General features: G+C 65.5%; 13 protein-coding genes. 7 read left to right on the plus strand and 6 right to left on the minus strand.

Annotated elements, in window-relative coordinates:
• Positions 1-24: 24 nt before the first annotated feature.
• From ASE88_RS06645 to ASE88_RS06655, 3 genes are all read right to left on the minus strand, one after another.
• Positions 25-510, minus strand: a complete 486-nt coding sequence (locus tag ASE88_RS06645) for a GAF domain-containing protein (RefSeq protein WP_055879313.1) — start codon at positions 508-510, stop codon at positions 25-27.
• A gap of 167 nt (positions 511-677) precedes the next feature.
• Positions 678-1,103: an alternative ribosome rescue aminoacyl-tRNA hydrolase ArfB gene (gene arfB, locus ASE88_RS06650; RefSeq protein WP_055879311.1), complete on the minus strand. Its 426-nt coding sequence runs from the start codon at positions 1,101-1,103 to the stop codon at positions 678-680.
• 21 nt (positions 1,104-1,124) lie between these two features.
• Positions 1,125-1,844: an RluA family pseudouridine synthase gene (locus tag ASE88_RS06655; RefSeq protein ID WP_056476867.1), complete on the minus strand. Its 720-nt coding sequence runs from the start codon at positions 1,842-1,844 to the stop codon at positions 1,125-1,127.
• On the opposite strand from ASE88_RS06655, the gene ASE88_RS06660 reads away from it, so the two are divergent.
• The gene (locus ASE88_RS06660) at positions 1,734-2,642 is read left to right on the plus strand and encodes a M15 family metallopeptidase (protein ID WP_235527854.1); all 909 of its coding nucleotides are present in this window, start codon (positions 1,734-1,736) and stop codon (positions 2,640-2,642) included. The genes ASE88_RS06655 and ASE88_RS06660 overlap by 111 nt on opposite strands.
• A gap of 18 nt (positions 2,643-2,660) precedes the next feature.
• Here the strand turns inward: ASE88_RS06660 and ASE88_RS06665 are convergent, their stop codons facing one another.
• Positions 2,661-3,146, minus strand: coding sequence for a hypothetical protein (locus tag ASE88_RS06665; RefSeq protein ID WP_156356965.1), 486 nt, complete (start codon positions 3,144-3,146; stop codon positions 2,661-2,663).
• A gap of 403 nt (positions 3,147-3,549) precedes the next feature.
• On the opposite strand from ASE88_RS06665, the gene rpoB reads away from it, so the two are divergent.
• The 4 genes from rpoB (at position 3,550) to ASE88_RS06685 (ending at position 14,519) form a co-directional block, all read left to right on the plus strand.
• On the plus strand, positions 3,550-7,731 hold the full coding sequence (rpoB, locus tag ASE88_RS06670; RefSeq protein WP_056476873.1) for a DNA-directed RNA polymerase subunit beta: 4,182 nt from the start codon (positions 3,550-3,552) through the stop codon (positions 7,729-7,731).
• A 131-nt stretch (positions 7,732-7,862) separates the two neighbouring features.
• Positions 7,863-12,149: a DNA-directed RNA polymerase subunit beta' gene (gene rpoC, locus ASE88_RS06675; RefSeq protein ID WP_055879295.1), complete on the plus strand. Its 4,287-nt coding sequence runs from the start codon at positions 7,863-7,865 to the stop codon at positions 12,147-12,149.
• 207 nt (positions 12,150-12,356) lie between these two features.
• Positions 12,357-13,640: a glycosyltransferase gene (locus tag ASE88_RS06680; RefSeq protein ID WP_056476876.1), complete on the plus strand. Its 1,284-nt coding sequence runs from the start codon at positions 12,357-12,359 to the stop codon at positions 13,638-13,640.
• Positions 13,641-13,730: 90 nt separating this feature from the next.
• Positions 13,731-14,519: a hypothetical protein gene (locus ASE88_RS06685; RefSeq protein WP_056476879.1), complete on the plus strand. Its 789-nt coding sequence runs from the start codon at positions 13,731-13,733 to the stop codon at positions 14,517-14,519.
• 12 nt (positions 14,520-14,531) lie between these two features.
• On the opposite strand, the gene ASE88_RS06690 is transcribed toward ASE88_RS06685, so the two are convergent.
• Positions 14,532-15,293 carry a metallophosphoesterase family protein gene (locus ASE88_RS06690; protein ID WP_056477173.1) on the minus strand — a complete coding sequence of 254 codons (762 nt, stop codon included), beginning with the start codon at positions 15,291-15,293 and terminating at the stop codon, positions 14,532-14,534.
• A 25-nt stretch (positions 15,294-15,318) separates the two neighbouring features.
• Positions 15,319-16,413 carry a catalase family protein gene (locus tag ASE88_RS06695; RefSeq protein ID WP_156356966.1) on the minus strand — a complete coding sequence of 365 codons (1,095 nt, stop codon included), beginning with the start codon at positions 16,411-16,413 and terminating at the stop codon, positions 15,319-15,321.
• A 107-nt stretch (positions 16,414-16,520) separates the two neighbouring features.
• On the opposite strand from ASE88_RS06695, the gene ASE88_RS06700 reads away from it, so the two are divergent.
• On the plus strand, positions 16,521-17,195 hold the full coding sequence (locus ASE88_RS06700; RefSeq protein ID WP_056476882.1) for a fumarylacetoacetate hydrolase family protein: 675 nt from the start codon (positions 16,521-16,523) through the stop codon (positions 17,193-17,195).
• A gap of 44 nt (positions 17,196-17,239) precedes the next feature.
• The coding region (locus ASE88_RS06705; RefSeq protein ID WP_082466339.1) for an OFA family MFS transporter at positions 17,240-18,617 on the plus strand (1,378 nt) is incomplete at its 3' end.

The raw sequence follows: 18,617 nt of genomic DNA on the forward strand, positions 1-18,617 counted from the left end.
GCGGACGTACCGTCCCGAAACGGATCAGATCGCCAGCCGCTCGCCGAGCAAGGCCGCCAGCGCTTCGCATCCGGCGGCATCCTCGGCATCGAACCGCGCGGGTTCGGGGCTGTCGAGATCGAGCACGGCGATCAGCACGCCGTCCTTCGACACCGGCACCACGAGCTCGGAGCGGCTCGCGGCGTCGCAGGCGATATGGCCGGGGAAGGCATGCACGTCGTCGACCCGCTGCGTCGTCAGTGTTGCCGCAGCGGCACCGCAGACCCCCTTGCCGACCGGGATGCGGATGCACGCGACCTTGCCCTGGAACGGCCCGAGCACGAGCTCGCCTTCGACAAGCCGATAGAAGCCGGCCCAGTTCAGGTCGGGCAGATATTCCCACACCAGCGCGGCGGCGTTGGCCATGTTGGCGATCGGATCGCGCTCGTCCGCGGTCAGCGCGTCGAGCGCGGCAAGCAGGTCGCGGTAGAGATCGGCCTTGCTGCCGGCGGCAATATCGAACTGGTACATGTCTTCTTCCTTGGTCGGCGGCGTCTTGAAGCCGGCACGCTCAAATGTCCGTCACCCCAGCGAACGCTGGAGTCTCCATGTCGGCGCGCGTGTCGCATTCCTCAAGGATACCCCAGCTTTCGCCGGGGTGACGAGTTTCGGGGGAGGCTGAGGCACTGCCTTGTCGCTTAATCGTCGCGGACCTTGCCCCGTCCCGCCTTCACGCCACTGCGTACCTTCTTGGTATCGACCCGGCGTGCCCTTGCCGCCTTGGACGGCTTGGTCGCGCGTCGCGCCTTGGGGACGATCGTGGCTTCCTTGATCAGCGCGACGAGCCGCTCGCGGACCTCCTGCCGGTTGAGCAATTGCGACCGCGATCCTTCGCTCCGCAGCACCAGCACGCCGTCGCGCGTGAGCCGCGATCCGGCGAGCACCGCGATCCGGTTCTTCACCGCCAACGGCAATCCCGGCGACAGGCCGACATCGAACCGCAGGATCACCGCGCTGTCGGTGGTGTTGACGTGCTGCCCACCGGGACCGCCCGACCGAGTCGTGCTCTCGATCAGTTCGCTGTCATCGATCGCGATGGACCGGGTTATCGGGATCGCGACCATCAGCCCCTTCCCTCAGGCCGCTCAATCGTCAGTGGGTGCAGGCGTCGCGACGTCGGCCGCAGCCGCAGCCGCAGCGGGCGCAGGCGCGGCCTCGTCGGCGAACCCGGCCTTGGCGAACCGCTCCGGCAGGGGCGCTTCGGCGAGCACGTCGGGCTTGCCAGGGCGCGGCACGATCAGCCGCTGCGCGTGAAGCATCATGCCGAGGCCATCCGCCTTGCCGTAGACGCCGTCGCCGACCACCGGTGCGCCGAGGCCGCTGGCCGCGTGCACGCGGATCTGATGCGTGCGGCCGGTCTCGGGCAGGAACTCGACCAGCGAGCGGCCGTCCTTGATCTCGAGGACGCGCCACTTGGTGCGCGATTTCTTGCCGTTGGGATCCTCGACCATCCGCCAGCCGGTCTCGGCGGTGCTGACCTTGCCCAACGCCATCTCGATCAGGCCCGACGTGCCCTCGACCACGCCGTCGAGCAGCGCGACGTAGCGCTTCGACACAAGGCCCTGCTCGAACGCCTGCTGCAAGCGGGCATGCGCTTTGGGATTGCGCGACAGGAGCAGACAGCCGCTCGTGTCGCGGTCGAGCCGGTGGACGGCCTTGGGCCAGCGCTGGAAGCCGAACTTCAGGCTTTCGAGATGATTTTCGAGGCTCAACGAGCCATCGCGGGGCGGATCGACCGGCAGCCCTGCGGGCTTGTCGATCACCAGGGCCTCGCCGTCGAGGAAGAGTACGCGTTCACCATGCATGGCGCCGCCCTTGCCATCATTAGCGCCTGCGTGCCAGAGCCCGCATCGATGTTGCACCGCACACTGGCCCTCGCGCTCCTCTTCGCCCCGACCATCGCGGATGCACAACTGTGCGAGGGGCAGAGCGCGGCGATCGCGCCCGACGGCCGCGCCTTCGGGCATCTGCCTTACGGCGACGCGCCCGAGACCGAGCTCGTCACGCTGCCGTCGGACTATTCCGTGGGCAATCCGTGCGTGGTGCGCGCCGACATCCTGCCCGACCTGCTGCGGCTGTTCGCCGCAGCGCAGGGCGATCCGGCGGTGATGGGTCAGCTCCGCGCGCTGTCGTGCCAGCGCTCGATCGCCCGCCAGCGCAACGTCTTCTGTCGCGGCGAGTCGAGCAGCGCGGCCGACCGGGCGATCTCGGTCGCCCCCCCAGGCTATAGCGAGCACTCGACCGGCTATGCGCTCGATTTCGCGGTGCGCCCCGCCAACGGGTGTCCGGACGCGGAGGCCTGTATGGCCGCCACCCCGGCCGCGCGCTGGCTAAGGGCCAATGCACCGCGGTTCGGGTTCGAGCAGAGCTTTCCCGGCGGCAATAAGCAGAACGTCAAGTGGGAGCCCTGGCACTGGCGCTGGGTCGGCACCAGCGAAAGCATGCCGGGCGCGGCCAAGGCGCGTTTTCTGTTTGCCCGCGCGCGGCGGCAATATCCGGCCAATCCCGCGGTGTTGCCGGTCGTCGTGCGGTTTACGACGTCGCCACCCGTGCCGCTGCCGATCGCGCCGGCACAACCATCGTCGAAGAAGAAACGCCGCTGACGCGCGCGCCGATTCGGTCTAGTGCAGCACCGCGCCGCCGGCCCGGACCACGCCGTCGCGCAACGCATGGTCGTAGAGGATTTCGGTCTCGAGCGTCACCTGGCCCGAGAGACGATCGAGCATCGACTTGGCCTGGACGCCGAACTTGTCCCATTCGCTCTGCGAGATGACCGGCAGCCATCGACCGATAAAGACCTTCCAGTCCGACCGGAGGATCTCGAGATCCTCCTCCATCATCGCGATGGTGTCAGGCGAAAACCGGGGCTCCATGGCGATGACCGTGCGGTCGATCACCTCGTCCTCGACGTCGAGATGTTTCGCCACGGCGATCGCGAGTTCTATCAGCTTGCGCGAGGCCAGCCCGCTCTGCTCGCGCGGACCTTGCGATAGTTCGGCGATCTCGATGCATTGCGCGGCGATCTGCGTGTGATCGTCGATCAGCCGTGCCCAGTTCGCGCGGTCCTCGTCCGAGGCGGCCTGGACTGCCGCGCGTTCCCGTATCACTTTTTCGCTCATCCTGCCGCCATCCCTGCCGCTATCCCTCTACGTATACGATCGCCACCCTACCCCGGATGCGCCTAACGGCGCAGGCCACCCATAATCTATAGTCTTTTCGGCGTCATTGACGCGCCAAAAGCACCTGAATTTATCTGGTACACGAGTCGGCGGACATCCGCCCTTTGACACGCCGCGCGGCCACGCCTATATCCGCTGCTCACCACAGCATCCGGGAAATGACATGCCGTCGCGCAGCGTGTCGATCGTATTGGATACCGAGGTTTCATACGCTGAGAGCCGCCGCACCTGATGCGCGCGGCCTTTTTGCGTGAACGTGCGTCTCGCTTGGGGGTTCCCAAGCACGAAATTACGACTGATCCGTCAGTTTTTATAGGGCGAAACAAAACCTATGGCATCCAAGGCGATCAATGAGGGCGCTGCCAAGCAGCGTGGCGAACACGGCACTGCAAAGCGCCGTATCCGCAAGGTTTTCGGCAACATCCACGAAGTCGTGCAGATGCCGAACCTGATCGAAGTCCAGCGCGAGAGCTACGAGCAGTTCCTGCGCTCCGACAAGTCGATCGGCCATGTCTCGGGTCTCGAGAAGACGCTGCGCAGCGTGTTCCCGATCCAGGACTTCGCCGGCACCGCCTATCTCGATTTCGACGATTACGTCCTTGAGCCGCCGAAGTTCGACGTCGAGGAATGCCGCCAGCGCGGGATCACCTATGCCGCCCCGATGCGCGTCACGCTGCGGCTGACCGCGTTCGAGGTCGATCCCGATACCGAGGCCAAGTCGGTCATCGATATCAAGGAGCAGGACGTGTACATGGGCGACATGCCGCTCATGACCGAGAACGGCACGTTCTTCATCAACGGTACCGAGCGCGTCATCGTCAGTCAGATGCACCGTTCGCCGGGCGTCCTGTTCGATCACGATCGCGGCAAGACGCACGCATCGGGCAAGTATCTGTTCGCTGCCCGCGTCATTCCGTATCGCGGCTCGTGGCTCGATTTCGAGTTCGACGCCAAGGACATCGTCAACGTCCGCATCGATCGCAAGCGCAAGCTGCCCGTCACCGCGCTGCTCTACGCGCTTGGCATGACGTCGGAAGAAATCCTCAACTATTTCTACAACCGCGTGACGTTCGTCCGCGGCCAGGGTGGCTGGATCGTTCCGTTCCAGGCCGAGAACTGGCGCGGCCAGAAGCCGATGTTCGACATCGTCGATGCGAAGACCGGCGAAGTCGTGTTCCCGAACGGCCAGAAGATCAGCCCGCGCGCTGCGAACAAGGCGTTCAAGGACGGCCTCACCGACCTGCTGATCCCGACCGAGGAAATCTTCGGCCGCTATTCGGCCTACGATCTGATCGACGAGTCGACCGGCCGCATCTACATCGAAGCCGGTGACGAGGTTTCGGCCGAGAACCTTGAACTGCTCGACCAGGCAGGCATCGAGCGGCTCGACCTGCTCGACATCGATCACGTCGCGACGGGTCCGTGGATCCGTAACACGCTCAAGGTCGACAAGGCCGAAGAGCGCGAGCAGGCGCTGTCCGACATCTACCGCGTGATGCGTCCTGGTGAGCCGCCGACGCTGGAGACCGCCGAGGCGCTGTTCTCGGGTCTGTTCTTCGATCCGGATCGCTACGACCTGTCGGCCGTCGGCCGCGTGAAGCTGAACATGCGTCTCGACCTCGACGTCGAGGACACGGTCACGACGCTGCGCACCGAGGACATTCTCGAGGTCATCAAGACGCTCGTGAACCTCAAGGACGGCAAGGGCGAGATCGACGATATCGACAACCTCGGCAACCGTCGTGTCCGTTCGGTCGGCGAGCTGCTCGAGAACCAGTATCGCGTCGGCCTGCTCCGCATGGAGCGCGCCGTGAAGGAGCGCATGTCGTCGGTCGACGTCTCGACCGTCATGCCGAACGACCTGATCAACGCGAAGCCTGCCGTGGCCGCGGTTCGCGAATTCTTCGGCTCGTCGCAGCTGTCGCAGTTCATGGATCAGACCAACCCGCTGTCGGAAGTCACCCACAAGCGTCGCGTGTCGGCACTTGGACCAGGTGGTCTGACGCGTGAGCGGGCAGGCTTCGAAGTCCGCGACGTTCACCCGACGCATTATGGCCGCATCTGCCCGATCGAGACGCCGGAAGGCCCGAACATCGGTCTGATCAACTCGCTGGCGTCGTTCAGCCGCGTCAACAAGTACGGCTTCATCGAGACGCCGTACCGCAAGGTCGTCGACCACAAGGTGACCGACGACGTCGTGTACCTGTCGGCAATGGAAGAGGCCAAGCACACGATCGCGCAGGCCAACGCCGAGCTGACGTCGGACGGCGGCTTCACCGAGGAGCTCGTGTCGTCGCGTCAGGCGGGCGAATTCCTGATGGCGCTGCCCGACAACATCACGCTGATGGACGTCAGCCCCAAGCAGCTCGTCTCGGTCGCCGCATCGCTCATTCCGTTCCTGGAAAACGATGACGCCAACCGCGCGCTGATGGGCTCGAACATGCAGCGTCAGGCCGTGCCGCTCGTCCAGGCCGAGGCGCCGTTCGTCGGCACCGGCATGGAAGAGACCGTGGCACGCGATTCCGGCGCCGCGATCTCGGCAAAGCGTGCGGGCATCGTCGATCAGGTCGACGCGGCGCGTATCGTGATCCGGGCCACCGGCGAGATCGATGCCGGCAAGTCGGGCGTCGACATCTACACGCTGATGAAGTTCCAGCGCTCGAACCAGTCGACCTGCATCAACCAGCGTCCGCTGGTGAAGGTGGGCGACGTGGTCCGTGCAGGCGACGTGCTCGCCGACGGTCCATCGACCGAGTTCGGCGAACTGGCGCTGGGTCGCAACAGCCTCGTCGCGTTCATGCCGTGGAACGGCTACAACTACGAGGATTCGATCCTCATCAGCGAGCGGATCGTGAAGGACGACGTGTTCACGTCGATCCATATCGACGAGTTCGAGGTGATGGCCCGCGACACGAAGCTTGGGCCTGAGGATATCACGCGCGATATCCCGAACGTCGGCGAGGAAGCGCTGCGCAACCTCGACGAAGCGGGCATCGTCTACATCGGTGCAGAGGTCGAGCCGGGCGATATTCTCGCGGGCAAGATCACGCCGAAGGGCGAGTCGCCGATGACGCCGGAGGAGAAGCTTCTCCGTGCGATCTTCGGTGAGAAGGCCAGCGACGTGCGCGATACGTCGCTTCGCCTGCCGCCGGGCGTGTCGGGTACGGTCGTCGACGTTCGCGTCTTCAACCGTCACGGCATCGACAAGGACGAGCGCGCGATGGCGATCGAGCGCGAGGAGATCGAGCGCCTGAAGAAGGATTCGGACGACGAGCGTTCGATCCTGAACCGTGCGACCTGGTCGCGTCTCCGCGAGATGCTGCTCGACCAGACGGCCACCTCGGCGCCCAAGGGCGTCAAGAAGGGCGTCGTGATCGACATGGATCTGCTCGACAGCGTCGACCGCCACGAGTGGTGGAAGTTCGCGGTCGCCGACGACAAGATCCAGAGCGATCTGGAAGCGGTCAAGATCCAGTATGACGATGCGGCCAAGCTGATCACCGACAAGTTCCACGATCGTCGCGAGAAGCTGGAGCGTGGTGACGAACTGTCGCCGGGCGTGCTGAAGATGGTCAAGGTGTTCGTCGCGGTGAAGCGCAAGCTGCAGCCGGGCGACAAGATGGCCGGCCGTCACGGGAACAAGGGCGTCATCAGCCGCATCCTGCCGGCGGAGGACATGCCGTTCCTCGCCGACGGTACGCCGGTCGATATCGTGCTCAACCCGCTGGGCGTGCCGAGCCGCATGAACGTCGGGCAGATCTTCGAGACGCATCTGGGCTGGGCCGCACGCGGTCTGGGTCAGTCGATCACCGCGGCGCTCGAGACGTGGCGCGAAGAGAACCCCGAAGCCAAGCCCGGCGCGATGCCGGAGGCGGTCCGCGATCGCCTCAAGACGGTGTATGGCGAGCAGTATCACGCCGAGATCGACGCCCGTTCGGGTGACGAGATCGTCGAGCTGGCCAAGAACCTGAAGGGCGGCGTGCCGATGGCGACGCCGGTGTTCGACGGTGCCCGCGAAGCCGATGTGTCGGCGATGCTGGCGCTGGCGGGTCTCGACACGTCGGGCCAGTCGGATCTGTTCGATGGTCGCACCGGCGACCAGTTCGATCGCAAGGTGACGGTTGGGTATATCTACATGCTCAAGCTCCACCATCTGGTCGACGACAAGATCCACGCACGGTCGATCGGGCCGTACTCGTTGGTCACGCAGCAGCCGCTGGGTGGTAAGGCGCAGTTCGGTGGTCAGCGCTTCGGCGAGATGGAGGTCTGGGCACTCCAGGCCTACGGCGCGGCCTATACCTTGCAGGAAATGCTGACGGTGAAGTCGGACGACGTGGTCGGCCGCACCAAGGTCTACGAGGCGATCGTCAAGGGCGACGACACGTTCGAGGCCGGCATCCCGGAGAGCTTCAACGTGCTCGTCAAGGAAATGCGCTCGCTCGGCCTGAATGTGGACCTGAAGCAGTCGGAACCCGGCTTCGACAGCGACGGCATCCAGATCGCGGCGGAGTAAGCCTCTACTTCCTCCCCTCCCGCCTTGCGGGAGGGGTCGGGGGAGGGCCTGACCACAGGCGCCACCCCGAGAGGCTACGACATCCCCTCCCCTAGCCCCTCCCGCGACGCGGAAGGGGAATGGAGAATAAAATGAACGAGATGACCCCCTTCGCCAATCCGGTCGCCAAGACCGAGACGTTCGACCAGATCCAGATCGGCATCGCGTCCCCGGACAAGATCCGTTCGTGGTCGTTCGGCGAGATCAAGAAGCCCGAGACCATCAACTATCGCACGTTCAAGCCCGAGCGTGACGGCCTGTTCTGCGCGCGCATCTTCGGTCCGATCAAGGATTACGAGTGCCTGTGCGGCAAGTACAAGCGCATGAAGTACAAGGGCATCGTCTGCGAGAAGTGCGGCGTCGAGGTTACCGTCTCGAAGGTCCGCCGCGAGCGGATGGGCCATATCGAACTCGCCGCCCCGGTCGCGCACATCTGGTTCCTGAAGTCGCTGCCGTCGCGCATCGGCCTGCTGCTCGACATGCAGCTCAAGCAGCTCGAGCGCGTGCTGTACTTCGAGGCGTACATCGTCATCGAGCCGGGCCTGACCCCGCTCGAGAAGTACCAGCTGATGACCGAGGACGAACTCCTCGACGCGCAGGACCAGTATGGCGAGGACGCGTTCTCGGCCGGTATCGGTGCCGAAGCGGTCCGCATCATGCTCGAGTCGCTTGATCTCGAGGGTGAGCGCACTACGCTGCTCGAGGAGCTCGCGGTCACCAAGTCCGAGCTGAAGCCCAAGAAGATCATCAAGCGGCTGAAGGTCGTCGAGAGCTTCATCGATTCGGGCAACCGCCCCGAGTGGATGATCCTCGAGGTCGTTCCGGTCATCCCGCCCGAGCTGCGCCCGCTGGTGCCGCTGGACGGTGGTCGTTTCGCGACGTCGGATCTGAACGATCTGTATCGCCGCGTGATCAACCGCAACAATCGTCTCAAGCGCCTGATGGAGCTCCGTGCGCCGGACATCATCGTCCGCAACGAGAAGCGCATGCTGCAGGAGGCCGTCGACGCATTGTTCGACAATGGTCGCCGCGGTCGCACGATCACGGGCGCGAACAAGCGTCCGCTCAAGTCGCTGTCCGACATGCTCAAGGGCAAGCAGGGCCGCTTCCGCCAGAATCTTCTGGGCAAGCGCGTCGACTATTCGGGTCGTTCGGTCATCGTGACCGGGCCGGAACTCAAGCTGCACCAGTGCGGCCTGCCGAAGAAGATGGCGCTCGAGCTGTTCAAGCCGTTCATCTACGCACGCCTCGATGCCAAGGGTCTGTCGATGACCCTGAAGCAGGCGAAGAAGTGGGTCGAGAAGGAGCGCAAGGAAGTCTGGGATATCCTGGACGAGGTGATCCGCGAGCATCCGGTCATGCTGAACCGTGCGCCGACGCTTCACCGTCTTGGCATCCAGGCGTTCGAGCCGGTACTGATCGAGGGCAAGGCGATCCAGCTTCACCCGCTGGTCTGCTCCGCGTTCAACGCCGATTTCGACGGCGATCAGATGGCCGTGCACGTTCCGCTGAGCCTCGAGGCCCAGCTCGAAGCGCGCGTCCTGATGATGTCGACGAACAACATCCTGTCGCCCGCCAACGGCAAGCCGATCATCGTTCCGTCGCAGGACATGGTCCTCGGTCTCTATTATCTGTCGATGATGAAGGAGAACGAGCCGGGCCAGGGGATGCTGCTCGGCGACATGGCCGAAGTGCATCAGGCGCTGAACGCGCAGGCGGTCACGCTGCACACCAAGGTCATCAGCCGCGTTCCGCAGACCGACGAGAAGGGCAAGCAGTACCTCAAGCGGTACGAGACGACCCCGGGCCGCATGCTGCTGGGCGAGTGCCTGCCGCACAGCCACAAGGTGCCGTTCGACACCGTCAACCGCCTGCTCACGAAGAAGGACGTGGGCGACGTGATCGACGAGGTCTATCGTCACACCGGCCAGAAGGAGACCGTGCTGTTCGCCGACGCGATCATGTCGCTCGGCTTCCGCCACGCATTCCGCGCCGGCATCTCGTTCGGCAAGGACGACATGATCATTCCGGACGCCAAGGTTGGTCTGGTCGACGACACCAAGGCGCTCGTGAAGGACTTCGAGCAGCAGTATCAGGACGGTCTGATCACGCAGCAGGAGAAGTACAACAAGGTGATCGACGCCTGGAGCCGTTGCGGCGATCAGGTCGCGAACGCCATGATGGACGAGATCCGCTCGGTGAAGATCGACGAGGACACCGGCCGTGAAAAGCCGATCAACTCGATCTACATGATGGCCCACTCTGGTGCCCGCGGTTCGCAGGCGCAGATCAAGCAGCTCGCCGGTATGCGCGGCCTGATGGCCAAGCCGTCGGGCGAAATTATCGAGACGCCGATCATCTCGAACTTCAAGGAAGGCCTGACCGTCCTTGAATACTTCAACTCGACCCACGGCGCTCGCAAGGGCCTCGCGGATACGGCGTTGAAGACGGCGAACTCGGGGTACCTCACGCGTCGTCTGGTCGACGTGTCGCAGGATTGCGTCATCATCGAACCCGATTGCGGCACGACCCGCGCTCTGGAGATGAAGGCCATTCTTCAGGGTGGTTCCACCATTGCATCGCTCGGCGAGCGCATCCTCGGTCGTACGACCGCGGAGGACATCGTCGATCCGAAGACCGGCAAGGTCATCATCCCGTCGGGCACGCTGCTCGACGAGCCGATGATCACGACGATCGAGGGCCTCGGTACGCAGTCGTGCAAGATCCGCAGCCCGCTGGTCTGCGAGTCCAAGATCGGTGTCTGCGGCAAGTGCTACGGGCGCGATCTCGCCCGCGGTACGCCGGTGAACATCGGTGAAGCTGTCGGCGTCATCGCCGCGCAGTCGATCGGTGAACCCGGCACGCAGCTGACGATGCGTACGTTCCACATCGGTGGTGCAGCGCAGCTCAACGAGACGTCGAACCTCGAGGCGCATGCCGACGGTACGGTGCAGTTCCGCGATCTGCGTATCATCGTCGACCAGCGTGGCCGTCGCGTGGTGCTCAGCCGCTCGGGCGAAATCGCGATCGTCGACATGGACGGCCGTGAGCTCTCGGTCGATCGTATCCCGTACGGCGCATATGTGCTGTTCGACGATGGCCACATCGTGTCGCGCGGCGACCGGATGGCCGAGTGGGATCCGTTCACCATGCCGGTGATCACGGAGAACCCGGGCACGATCAAGTATGTCGACCTGATCGAGGGCAAGACGCTCACCGAGCAGACCGATGAAGCCACGGGCATCGCCCAGCGCGTCGTGATCGAATATCGTGCGGCGACCAAGTCGAAGGAGGATCTGCGTCCGCGCATGACCCTGCTCGACGAGACGTCGGGCGAGACCGGCCGCTACATGCTGGCGATCGGTGCGACCCTGTCGGTCGAGGATGGCGCACAGGTGTTCGGCGGCGACGTCGTGGCCCGCGTCAGCCGCGAGAGCGCCAAGACGCGCGACATCACCGGTGGTCTGCCGCGCGTCGCCGAGCTGTTCGAGGCGCGTATTCCCAAGGACTCGGCGATCATCGCCAAGATCTCGGGCCGCGTCGTGTTCGGCAAGGATTACAAGGCGAAGCGCAAGATCGGCATCCAGCCCGAGGATGGCGGCGACGTCGTCGAGTATCTGGTGCCGAAGTCGAAGGTCATCGACGTCCAGGAAGGCGATTACGTCAAGCGCGGCGACAACCTGATCGGCGGCTCGCCCGATCCGCACGACATCCTCGAGACGATGGGTATCGAGCCTCTCGCCGAGTATCTCGTGTCGGAAATCCAGGAGGTCTATCGACTCCAGGGCGTGAAGATCAACGACAAGCACATCGAGACGATCGTTCGTCAGATGCTGCAGAAGGTCGAGATCACCGACGGCGGCGACACCACGCTGCTCAAGGGCGAGCAGGTCGATCGCGAGGAAATGGACGCGACCAACGAGAAGCTGGAGAAGAAGCAGGCCCGCGCACAGGGCAAGCCGATTCTGCTCGGTATCACCAAGGCGTCGCTGCAGACCCGCAGCTTCATCTCGGCGGCATCGTTCCAGGAGACCACGCGCGTCCTCACCGAAGCGGCTGTCCAGGGTAAGCAGGACATGCTGATGGGCCTGAAGGAAAACGTCATCGTCGGCCGGCTCATCCCGGCAGGCACCGGCGCAGGCCTCAACCGCCTGCGGGTCGTGGCGAACAGCCGCGATGCGTCGATGCGCGTCGCCCAACGCAAGATGGCCGAAGCCTCGATCGTCGCACCGATGTCGGCGGCGGACGAGCATGCCGCCGAACTCGCGCGCTCGCCGCGCGACGAGGGTGGCGTAGGTGAAGACCCGCTCGCCAAGGTCGTGACGTCGGGCACCGGCACCGATGCGGATGCCGGCGAGTATCTGAACGAAGCCGAGTAATCGGTTTCGTCGGACACCTCGACGCCGACTGAAAAAAGGCCGCCGTCCGGGACACCGGGCGGCGGCCTTTTTCGTTTGGGCGACCGGCCAGACCCAGGCTGGTGGCCGTGTGACTGAAATGTTCCCGCAATGAATGGGTAGTACCGACCGCCTCTAGGCTGCTGATGACGGCCCCTGTTCACGCGGCCGAAAAGGACCAAAGCGCCGATGCGGAAGATCGTCCTCGCCACGATCGGCTTGCTCGGCGACCTGCATCCCTTCATCGCCATCGGTCTCGCACTCAAGGCACGCGGGTTCGCGGTCGTGCTGGCCGTGCCCGCGGATCACGTCGCGAAGGTCGAATTGGCGGGATTGACCGGCGTCGCGATCGTCGGCGGGTTCGATACGCTGGCCGAGACGCTTGGCCTGCCGCCCGACCAGGCGGCGCGGCGGATCATGGCGGATCAGACCTATCTGATGGACCGGATACTGATGCCGTGGCTCGCCGGGAGTACGACCGCGCTGGACGAGGCGATGGACGGCGCCGTCGCGCTGGTCGCATCGCTGTTCGTGTTCGCCGCGCCGATCGTCGCGGAGCGGCGAGGCGTGCCGCTCGTCAACGTGCTGCTCCAGCCGATGGCGACCTTCTCCGCGTACTCCCCGCCCAGCACACCCGATTTCCGGATGATGGCCCACGTCCCGACTGGCCCGATCGGTAGAGCCTGGAACAGGGCGGTGTACCGCGTCATGCGCGGCGTCCTGCGTCACCGTCACGCGCGACCCGTGAACGCGGTTCGCGCCGCGCACGGATTGCCGCCATCCACCCAGGCCCTTCTGCTGGAGACTCCCGCTGCAACCGCGCTGACGCTCTGCTGCTATTCGCCGCGTATCGCGCCACCACAGCCCGATCTTCCCGCCACGACTTACGTCACCGGCTGTGCCGTGTTCGACAGCGATACCGGCGCGCCCGAAATGCTCGATCCAGCGCTCGATGCCTTCCTCGCCGATGGACCGGCGCCCCTGGTGTTTACGCTGGGATCGTTCGCCACCTTTGCGCCAGGCGATTTCTACACGACCGCAGCAGCGGCGGCCCGAGCGCTCGGCCTGCGCGCGGTCCTGCTCACCGGCACCGACGCGCACGCGGTATCGACCGAGCAGGTTCATGTCTGCCGCTATGCGCCGCACTCGCTGCTGTTTCCGCGAGCATGCGCGATCATCCATCACGGCGGCGCGGGCTCGACCGGCCAGGCACTGCGCGCGGGCAAACCACAGCTCGTCGTGCCGCACATGGGTGACCAGCACGACAATGGGCGCCGAATCGAGAGAATGGGCGTCGGTCGAACGCTGTCGTCGCGCCGGTTCACGACGGCGCGCGCGCGGGCTGCGGTCGCGGCCATCCTGACCCCGGACATGAGGTCGGAGGCAGCGCGGATCGGCGCGGAGGTTTCGCGGGAAAACGGCGCGGACGCCGCCGCGGCGCGGATCGCAACGCTGCTGATCGCGCGCGGCTGACCCGGCAGCCGCTGCGCTGGTGAATAGCGCAAAAAGATCGTCGGCTCCGGACGTTGCCGTTGACGCGTTGCAGGTCTAGGCGGACTGCCGATGCGGTCGGCGTACCATCCTTCGTCGATCGAGACGCGCGGTTCCACGCGACGGCGCGGCGCCGCGTTCGTGCTGACCGTGATCGCGCATGTCCTGATCATCCTCCTATTGCTGCGGCTGGCGCCTCCGTCGGTCGTCAAGCCGGCGGAGCGGCGCGATCCGGTCACGTTCCAGATCGCGCCGGACCAGCCCACGCCGACGCCGGAAAAGCGCACGCCGTCGCCGACCAAGCAGAAGCGCGCCAGCGGGGGGTCGCCGCAACGCACTGCCCCCCGCGTCGAAGCCGCGCAGGCCCCCCCTGCCCCCCCGAAGGCGCCACCCCCGCTGCCGATCAAGATGCTCGGCGGGATGGAAATGTTCGACGCTGCCGATATCTCGAAGATGCCGTCGCACCCCAACGACCAGCTTGCCGGCGGCGACGGCGGCAGCGGGTCAGGCAAGGGCAAGGACAGCGGTTCGACCTATGGTCCCGGCGAAGGCCCGGGTGGCGAGCGGCTGTACAAGGTCGAATGGTATCGCCGCCCGACCGATGCCGAGCTCAACGGCTATCTGAAGAGCCCGCCGCCGCCGAACAGCTGGGCCCGGATCGCGTGCCGGATGATCGAGAATTACCAGGTCGAGAATTGCCGCGCACTCAGCGAGTCGCCGGTCGGTTCGGGCCTTGCGCGCGCGATGCGCCAGGCCGCGTGGCAGTTTCGGGTCCGCCCGCCGCGCGTCGGCGGCAAGCAGATCCTCGGCGGCTGGGTCGAGATCGATATCGAGTTCAATTCCGGGAAGGCGCCGGACTAGGCGCGACGCTCGTCATACTCCACTCGTGATCGAGTATTTGGCTTCGTCCGACAACGTCCGCGCCAGTGTCTCGAAACGTCCGCCATCGACCCTGATCTCGTTGAACGCCGGCGGACTGCCGCGAGTCCGTTTTGAAAGCGTTCCCGCGCCGATCATCCGGATCGTCTGCCCCTCGCGCTCGACCGGCACGTCGAACGGATCATGGACGTGCCCCGACAGCACCGCATGCGCACCGGCCTCCGCCAGCGCGGTCAGCGCCTCGTCGCCGTTGCGCGTTTTGGCAGTGCCGGTCGTCCCGCCCTCGATCAGCGGATGATGTGCGCCGATGAAGATCAGATTGCCCTTCGGTACGTCCTGGATCATCGTCAGCGCGCGCTTCAGCGACCCTGAACTGACCCGTCCCTTCGACCAGTTCCAGCGCCACTGCGCACGTGCGGTCGTCTTCAGGGGCACGACCGTGACGCCAGGAAGCTCAAGCGGCCGCTCGATCATCTGCTCGACCGCCGCGTAGCGCTGATAGGGCGCGAAGAACCGCCGGAACGGATCCCAGTAATAGGGGATGTCATGGTTGCCGACCTCCAGCGTCACCGGCACGCCAAGCGAGCGCAGCCAGTCGCCGCCGCGCTGGAACTCGTCCTTGGTGGCGCGCATCGTCAGGTCGCCGGTCATGATGACCGCGTCGGGCTTCTCGTCTGCGACCCGCTCGGAAAACCAGGCGATCGCTGCCGGATCCTCGGCACCGAAATGCACGTCGCTCACGTGGAACAGCTTCAACGACGAGCCCTCCTTGCCTGCAACGTCACGCAAGGTCGGCCAACTTCACTGGCTGGTGCACCGGGCATCCGTTGAACTGGCCGCGAAACTCGGACGAGAGCCGATAGGTTTCCTTGCGGACACGATTGATCCCGCCGAGCGGCTGGTGCGCCGCGATTCCGTTCCACACGCTGTAGACCAGCGCATCGTCGGTGCGGTCGCTGCGGCCCTGTTCCCACGACGCCTGCGCCGGGATCTCCAGCTTTGCGATCGTCGTGAACGGGCTGATCGCTTCGTCCCACACCACCGATGCGTCCTCGATCGGCATGGCCTCGAGATCGGTGTTGATCTGGACACGCAGCTCCCATGTCCCGCCATGCGCGGCCAGTGCATCGCGAACGACCTCGCGCAGTGCGTCCGGACGCGCGGTGATATCGACGAGGGTGCCGGTCAGCGCGACCAGCTCGGGTGAGACCGGAACCAGCGCGAATTTGGCGATCGCGTCGCCGTAGCGGAATGCGGTCTGCGAATAATAGGTCTCGCCGAGCGGATGCACGGGCTTGGCCCCGCCGAGCGTCTGCAATGTCGCGGACTGGGTCCCGACCGCTTCCAGCGCGGATTCGACGACGCGCAACGTCGCCGACATTGCCTTCTTCGCGCCCTCGAACCGATCCGTCGTCTTGGTCAGCAGCTTGAGATTCTTGCCGAACGCCTTGGGATCGCTCGCGGAAAAGGCCGGCGCATTGACCATGATGAAGTCCTGCGTCGTGTCGCCTTCCGACCCGGGCAACCGATCCCCCGCGACGTCGAGAATCTTGAGCGCCAGACCGCGCGGCAGGCTGACGCTGTCGTCGAGGATGTCGCCCGCATTGGTCGAGATGCGGATCACCGCCTCGTGACGTCCAGGCTTAGCGAAGGCCCCCTGCGCGAGGAGCGGCGGAAGGCCCTCGGATATCGTGATCGACCCGCGCGCGATGCCGTGCGCCTTGGCATGAACCGCGCGGACGGCGTGGCCATAATCCTGCGACGTGGTCTCCAATATCTCCTGGAACGACGCCTTAAGCCCCTGCAACGTCTCCGCTTCGTCGGGCGCGATCGTCTCGACCGACGGGTCGAACCGGACGGGTTGGGTGCTGGGCATCGCTATCTCCACTGCGTAGACAGGCCCAACCCATCGTGCCGAAGGACGTTCCGCGTGCGTTGCAAACCATGTCCAGACACGTGATGTAGGCCGGCAAAGGAGCCATCATGCACATTCCCACGATCACCGCGCCGAGCGTCGCCGTCGCCGGTACGACCGACCGCTTTCCCGTCCGCCGGATCTTCTGCGTCGGCCAGAACTATGCCGATCACGCGCGCGAGATGGGCTCCGATCCCGACCGGCAGGAGCCGTTCTTCTTCTCCAAGCCCGCCGACGCCGTCGTTGCGAATGGCAGCACGCTCCCCTTCCCGCCGCAGACGCAGGACCTGCATCACGAGGTCGAACTGGTGATCGCACTGGGCGCAGGCGGCAAGGATATCGCGGTGCCTGATGCCGCCGCGACGATCTTCGGCGCCGCAGTCGGCATCGACCTGACGCGGCGCGATCTGCAGGCGGCGGCCAAGGCGATCGGCCGGCCATGGGACATGGCGAAGGGCTTCGATCGCTCCGCCCCGATCGGCGCGATCACGCCGGGCATGCCCGCAGCCAGCGGCGGCATCGCGCTCGCGATCGACGGCGAGACCCGCCAGTCGGGCGACCTGTCGATGATGATCTGGAGCGTGCCGGAGATCATCGCGACGCTGTCTACCTTCGTCGAGCTGGCGCCGGGTGACCTGATCTTCACCGGCACCCCGGCGGGCGTCGGCCCGATCCGCCCGGGGCAAAGCGTCAGCGCGACGATAGACGGTTTCGAAACGCTGCGGGTGACATTAGCCGCCTGATCGGCCACGCTCCCGAAGATAACCAAATATAATCGGGGGGTTGGATGACGGATACGATCGACACGGGAGTCGGCGGCGCGGGCGGACACGGCTTTCTCAGCCGCGCGCGCACCGTTGCCGCACCGGGGTTCAACCGGTGGCTGGTGCCGCCCTGTGCACTCGCGATCCATCTGTGCATCGGCATGGCGTACGGCTTCAGCGTCTTCTGGCTGCCGCTGTCGCGCGCGATCGGGATCACCGACCCCGTCGCCTGCCCCAACCTCTCGCTGCTCGGCGCCCTGACCACGACCAACTGCGACTGGCGCGTGAGCGATCTCGTCTGGACGTACACGCTGTTCTTCGTGGTGCTAGGCGCCGCCGCCGCGATCTGGGGCGGCTGGCTCGAGCGCGCCGGGCCGCGCAAGGCCGGCGTCGTGGCCGCCTTCTGCTGGTGCGGCGGCATGGGCATCGCCGCGATCGGCGTGTCGACGCACCAGTTGTGGATGGTCTGGATCGGATCGGGCGTGATCGGCGGGATCGGGCTTGGGCTCGGCTACATCTCGCCCGTCTCCACGCTGATCAAATGGTTTCCCGACCGGCGCGGCATGGCTACGGGGATGGCGATCATGGGCTTTGGCGGCGGCGCGATGATCGGCGGACCGCTCGCCGATCTGCTGATGAAGCATTTCGCCAGCGCGACCGGCGTCGGCGTCTGGCAGACGTTTCTGGTGCTGGCGGCCGTGTATTTCGTGTTCATGATGGCCGGCGCGATCGGCTACCGCGTGCCAGCCGAGGGCTGGGCGCCAGCCGGCTGGACCGCACCCACCAGCGCCAAGGCATCGATCAGCCGCTTCAACGTCGCGCTGTCGGACGCGCACCGCACGCCGCAGTTCTGGCTGGTGTGGCTGGTGCTGTTCTTCAACGTCTCCGCCTCGATCGGGATCATCGGCATCGCATCGCCGATGTTGCAGGAGCTGTTCGGCGGTCGGCTGATCGACGCGCCCGGTGTGCTGTTCACCGCGTTCGACGAGGATCAGAAAAAGGCGGCGGCGGCGGTCGGCGCAGGCTTTGTCGGCGCGATCAGCCTGTTCAACATCGGCGGCCGGTTCTTCTGGGCGTGGCTGTCCGACCGGATCGGACGCAAGCCGCTGTTCGCGACCATCCTCGTCGCAGGCGCGCTGCTCTACGGACTTGCCGCACCCGCGCTTGCGGGCACGACGCTCGGGCTGTTCATCCTCGTCTTCTGTATCCTCGCGTCAATGTACGGGGGCGGGTTCGCGACCGTGCCGGCCTATCTCGCGGACCTGTTCGGGACGAAATATGTCGGCGCGATCCATGGCCGGTTGCTAACCGGCTGGTCGACCGCGGGCGTGGTCGGGCCGCTGCTCGTCGCGAACATGCGCGACCGGGCGATCGCCGCGGACGTGCCGCGCGGCGTTATCT

Origin of the sequence: Sphingomonas sp. Leaf38, assembly GCF_001421825.1 — a bacterium.
Classification (GTDB): domain Bacteria; phylum Pseudomonadota; class Alphaproteobacteria; order Sphingomonadales; family Sphingomonadaceae; genus Sphingomonas.

Excerpts from the sequence above, each read along its gene's own strand:
- ASE88_RS06645 (WP_055879313.1), bottom strand. The coding sequence starts at position 510 with ATGTACCAGTTCGATATTGCCGCCGGCAGCAAGGCCGATCTCTACCGC.
- arfB (WP_055879311.1), bottom strand. The coding sequence starts at position 1,103 with ATGGTCGCGATCCCGATAACCCGGTCCATCGCGATCGATGACAGCGAA.
- ASE88_RS06660 (WP_235527854.1), top strand. The coding sequence starts at position 1,734 with ATGATTTTCGAGGCTCAACGAGCCATCGCGGGGCGGATCGACCGGCAG.
- ASE88_RS06655 (WP_056476867.1), bottom strand. The coding sequence starts at position 1,844 with ATGCATGGTGAACGCGTACTCTTCCTCGACGGCGAGGCCCTGGTGATC.
- rpoB (WP_056476873.1), top strand. The coding sequence starts at position 3,550 with ATGGCATCCAAGGCGATCAATGAGGGCGCTGCCAAGCAGCGTGGCGAA.
- rpoC (WP_055879295.1), top strand. The coding sequence starts at position 7,863 with ATGAACGAGATGACCCCCTTCGCCAATCCGGTCGCCAAGACCGAGACG.
- ASE88_RS06680 (WP_056476876.1), top strand. The coding sequence starts at position 12,357 with ATGCGGAAGATCGTCCTCGCCACGATCGGCTTGCTCGGCGACCTGCAT.
- ASE88_RS06685 (WP_056476879.1), top strand. The coding sequence starts at position 13,731 with ATGCGGTCGGCGTACCATCCTTCGTCGATCGAGACGCGCGGTTCCACG.
- ASE88_RS06695 (WP_156356966.1), bottom strand. The coding sequence starts at position 16,413 with ATGCCCAGCACCCAACCCGTCCGGTTCGACCCGTCGGTCGAGACGATC.
- ASE88_RS06700 (WP_056476882.1), top strand. The coding sequence starts at position 16,521 with ATGCACATTCCCACGATCACCGCGCCGAGCGTCGCCGTCGCCGGTACG.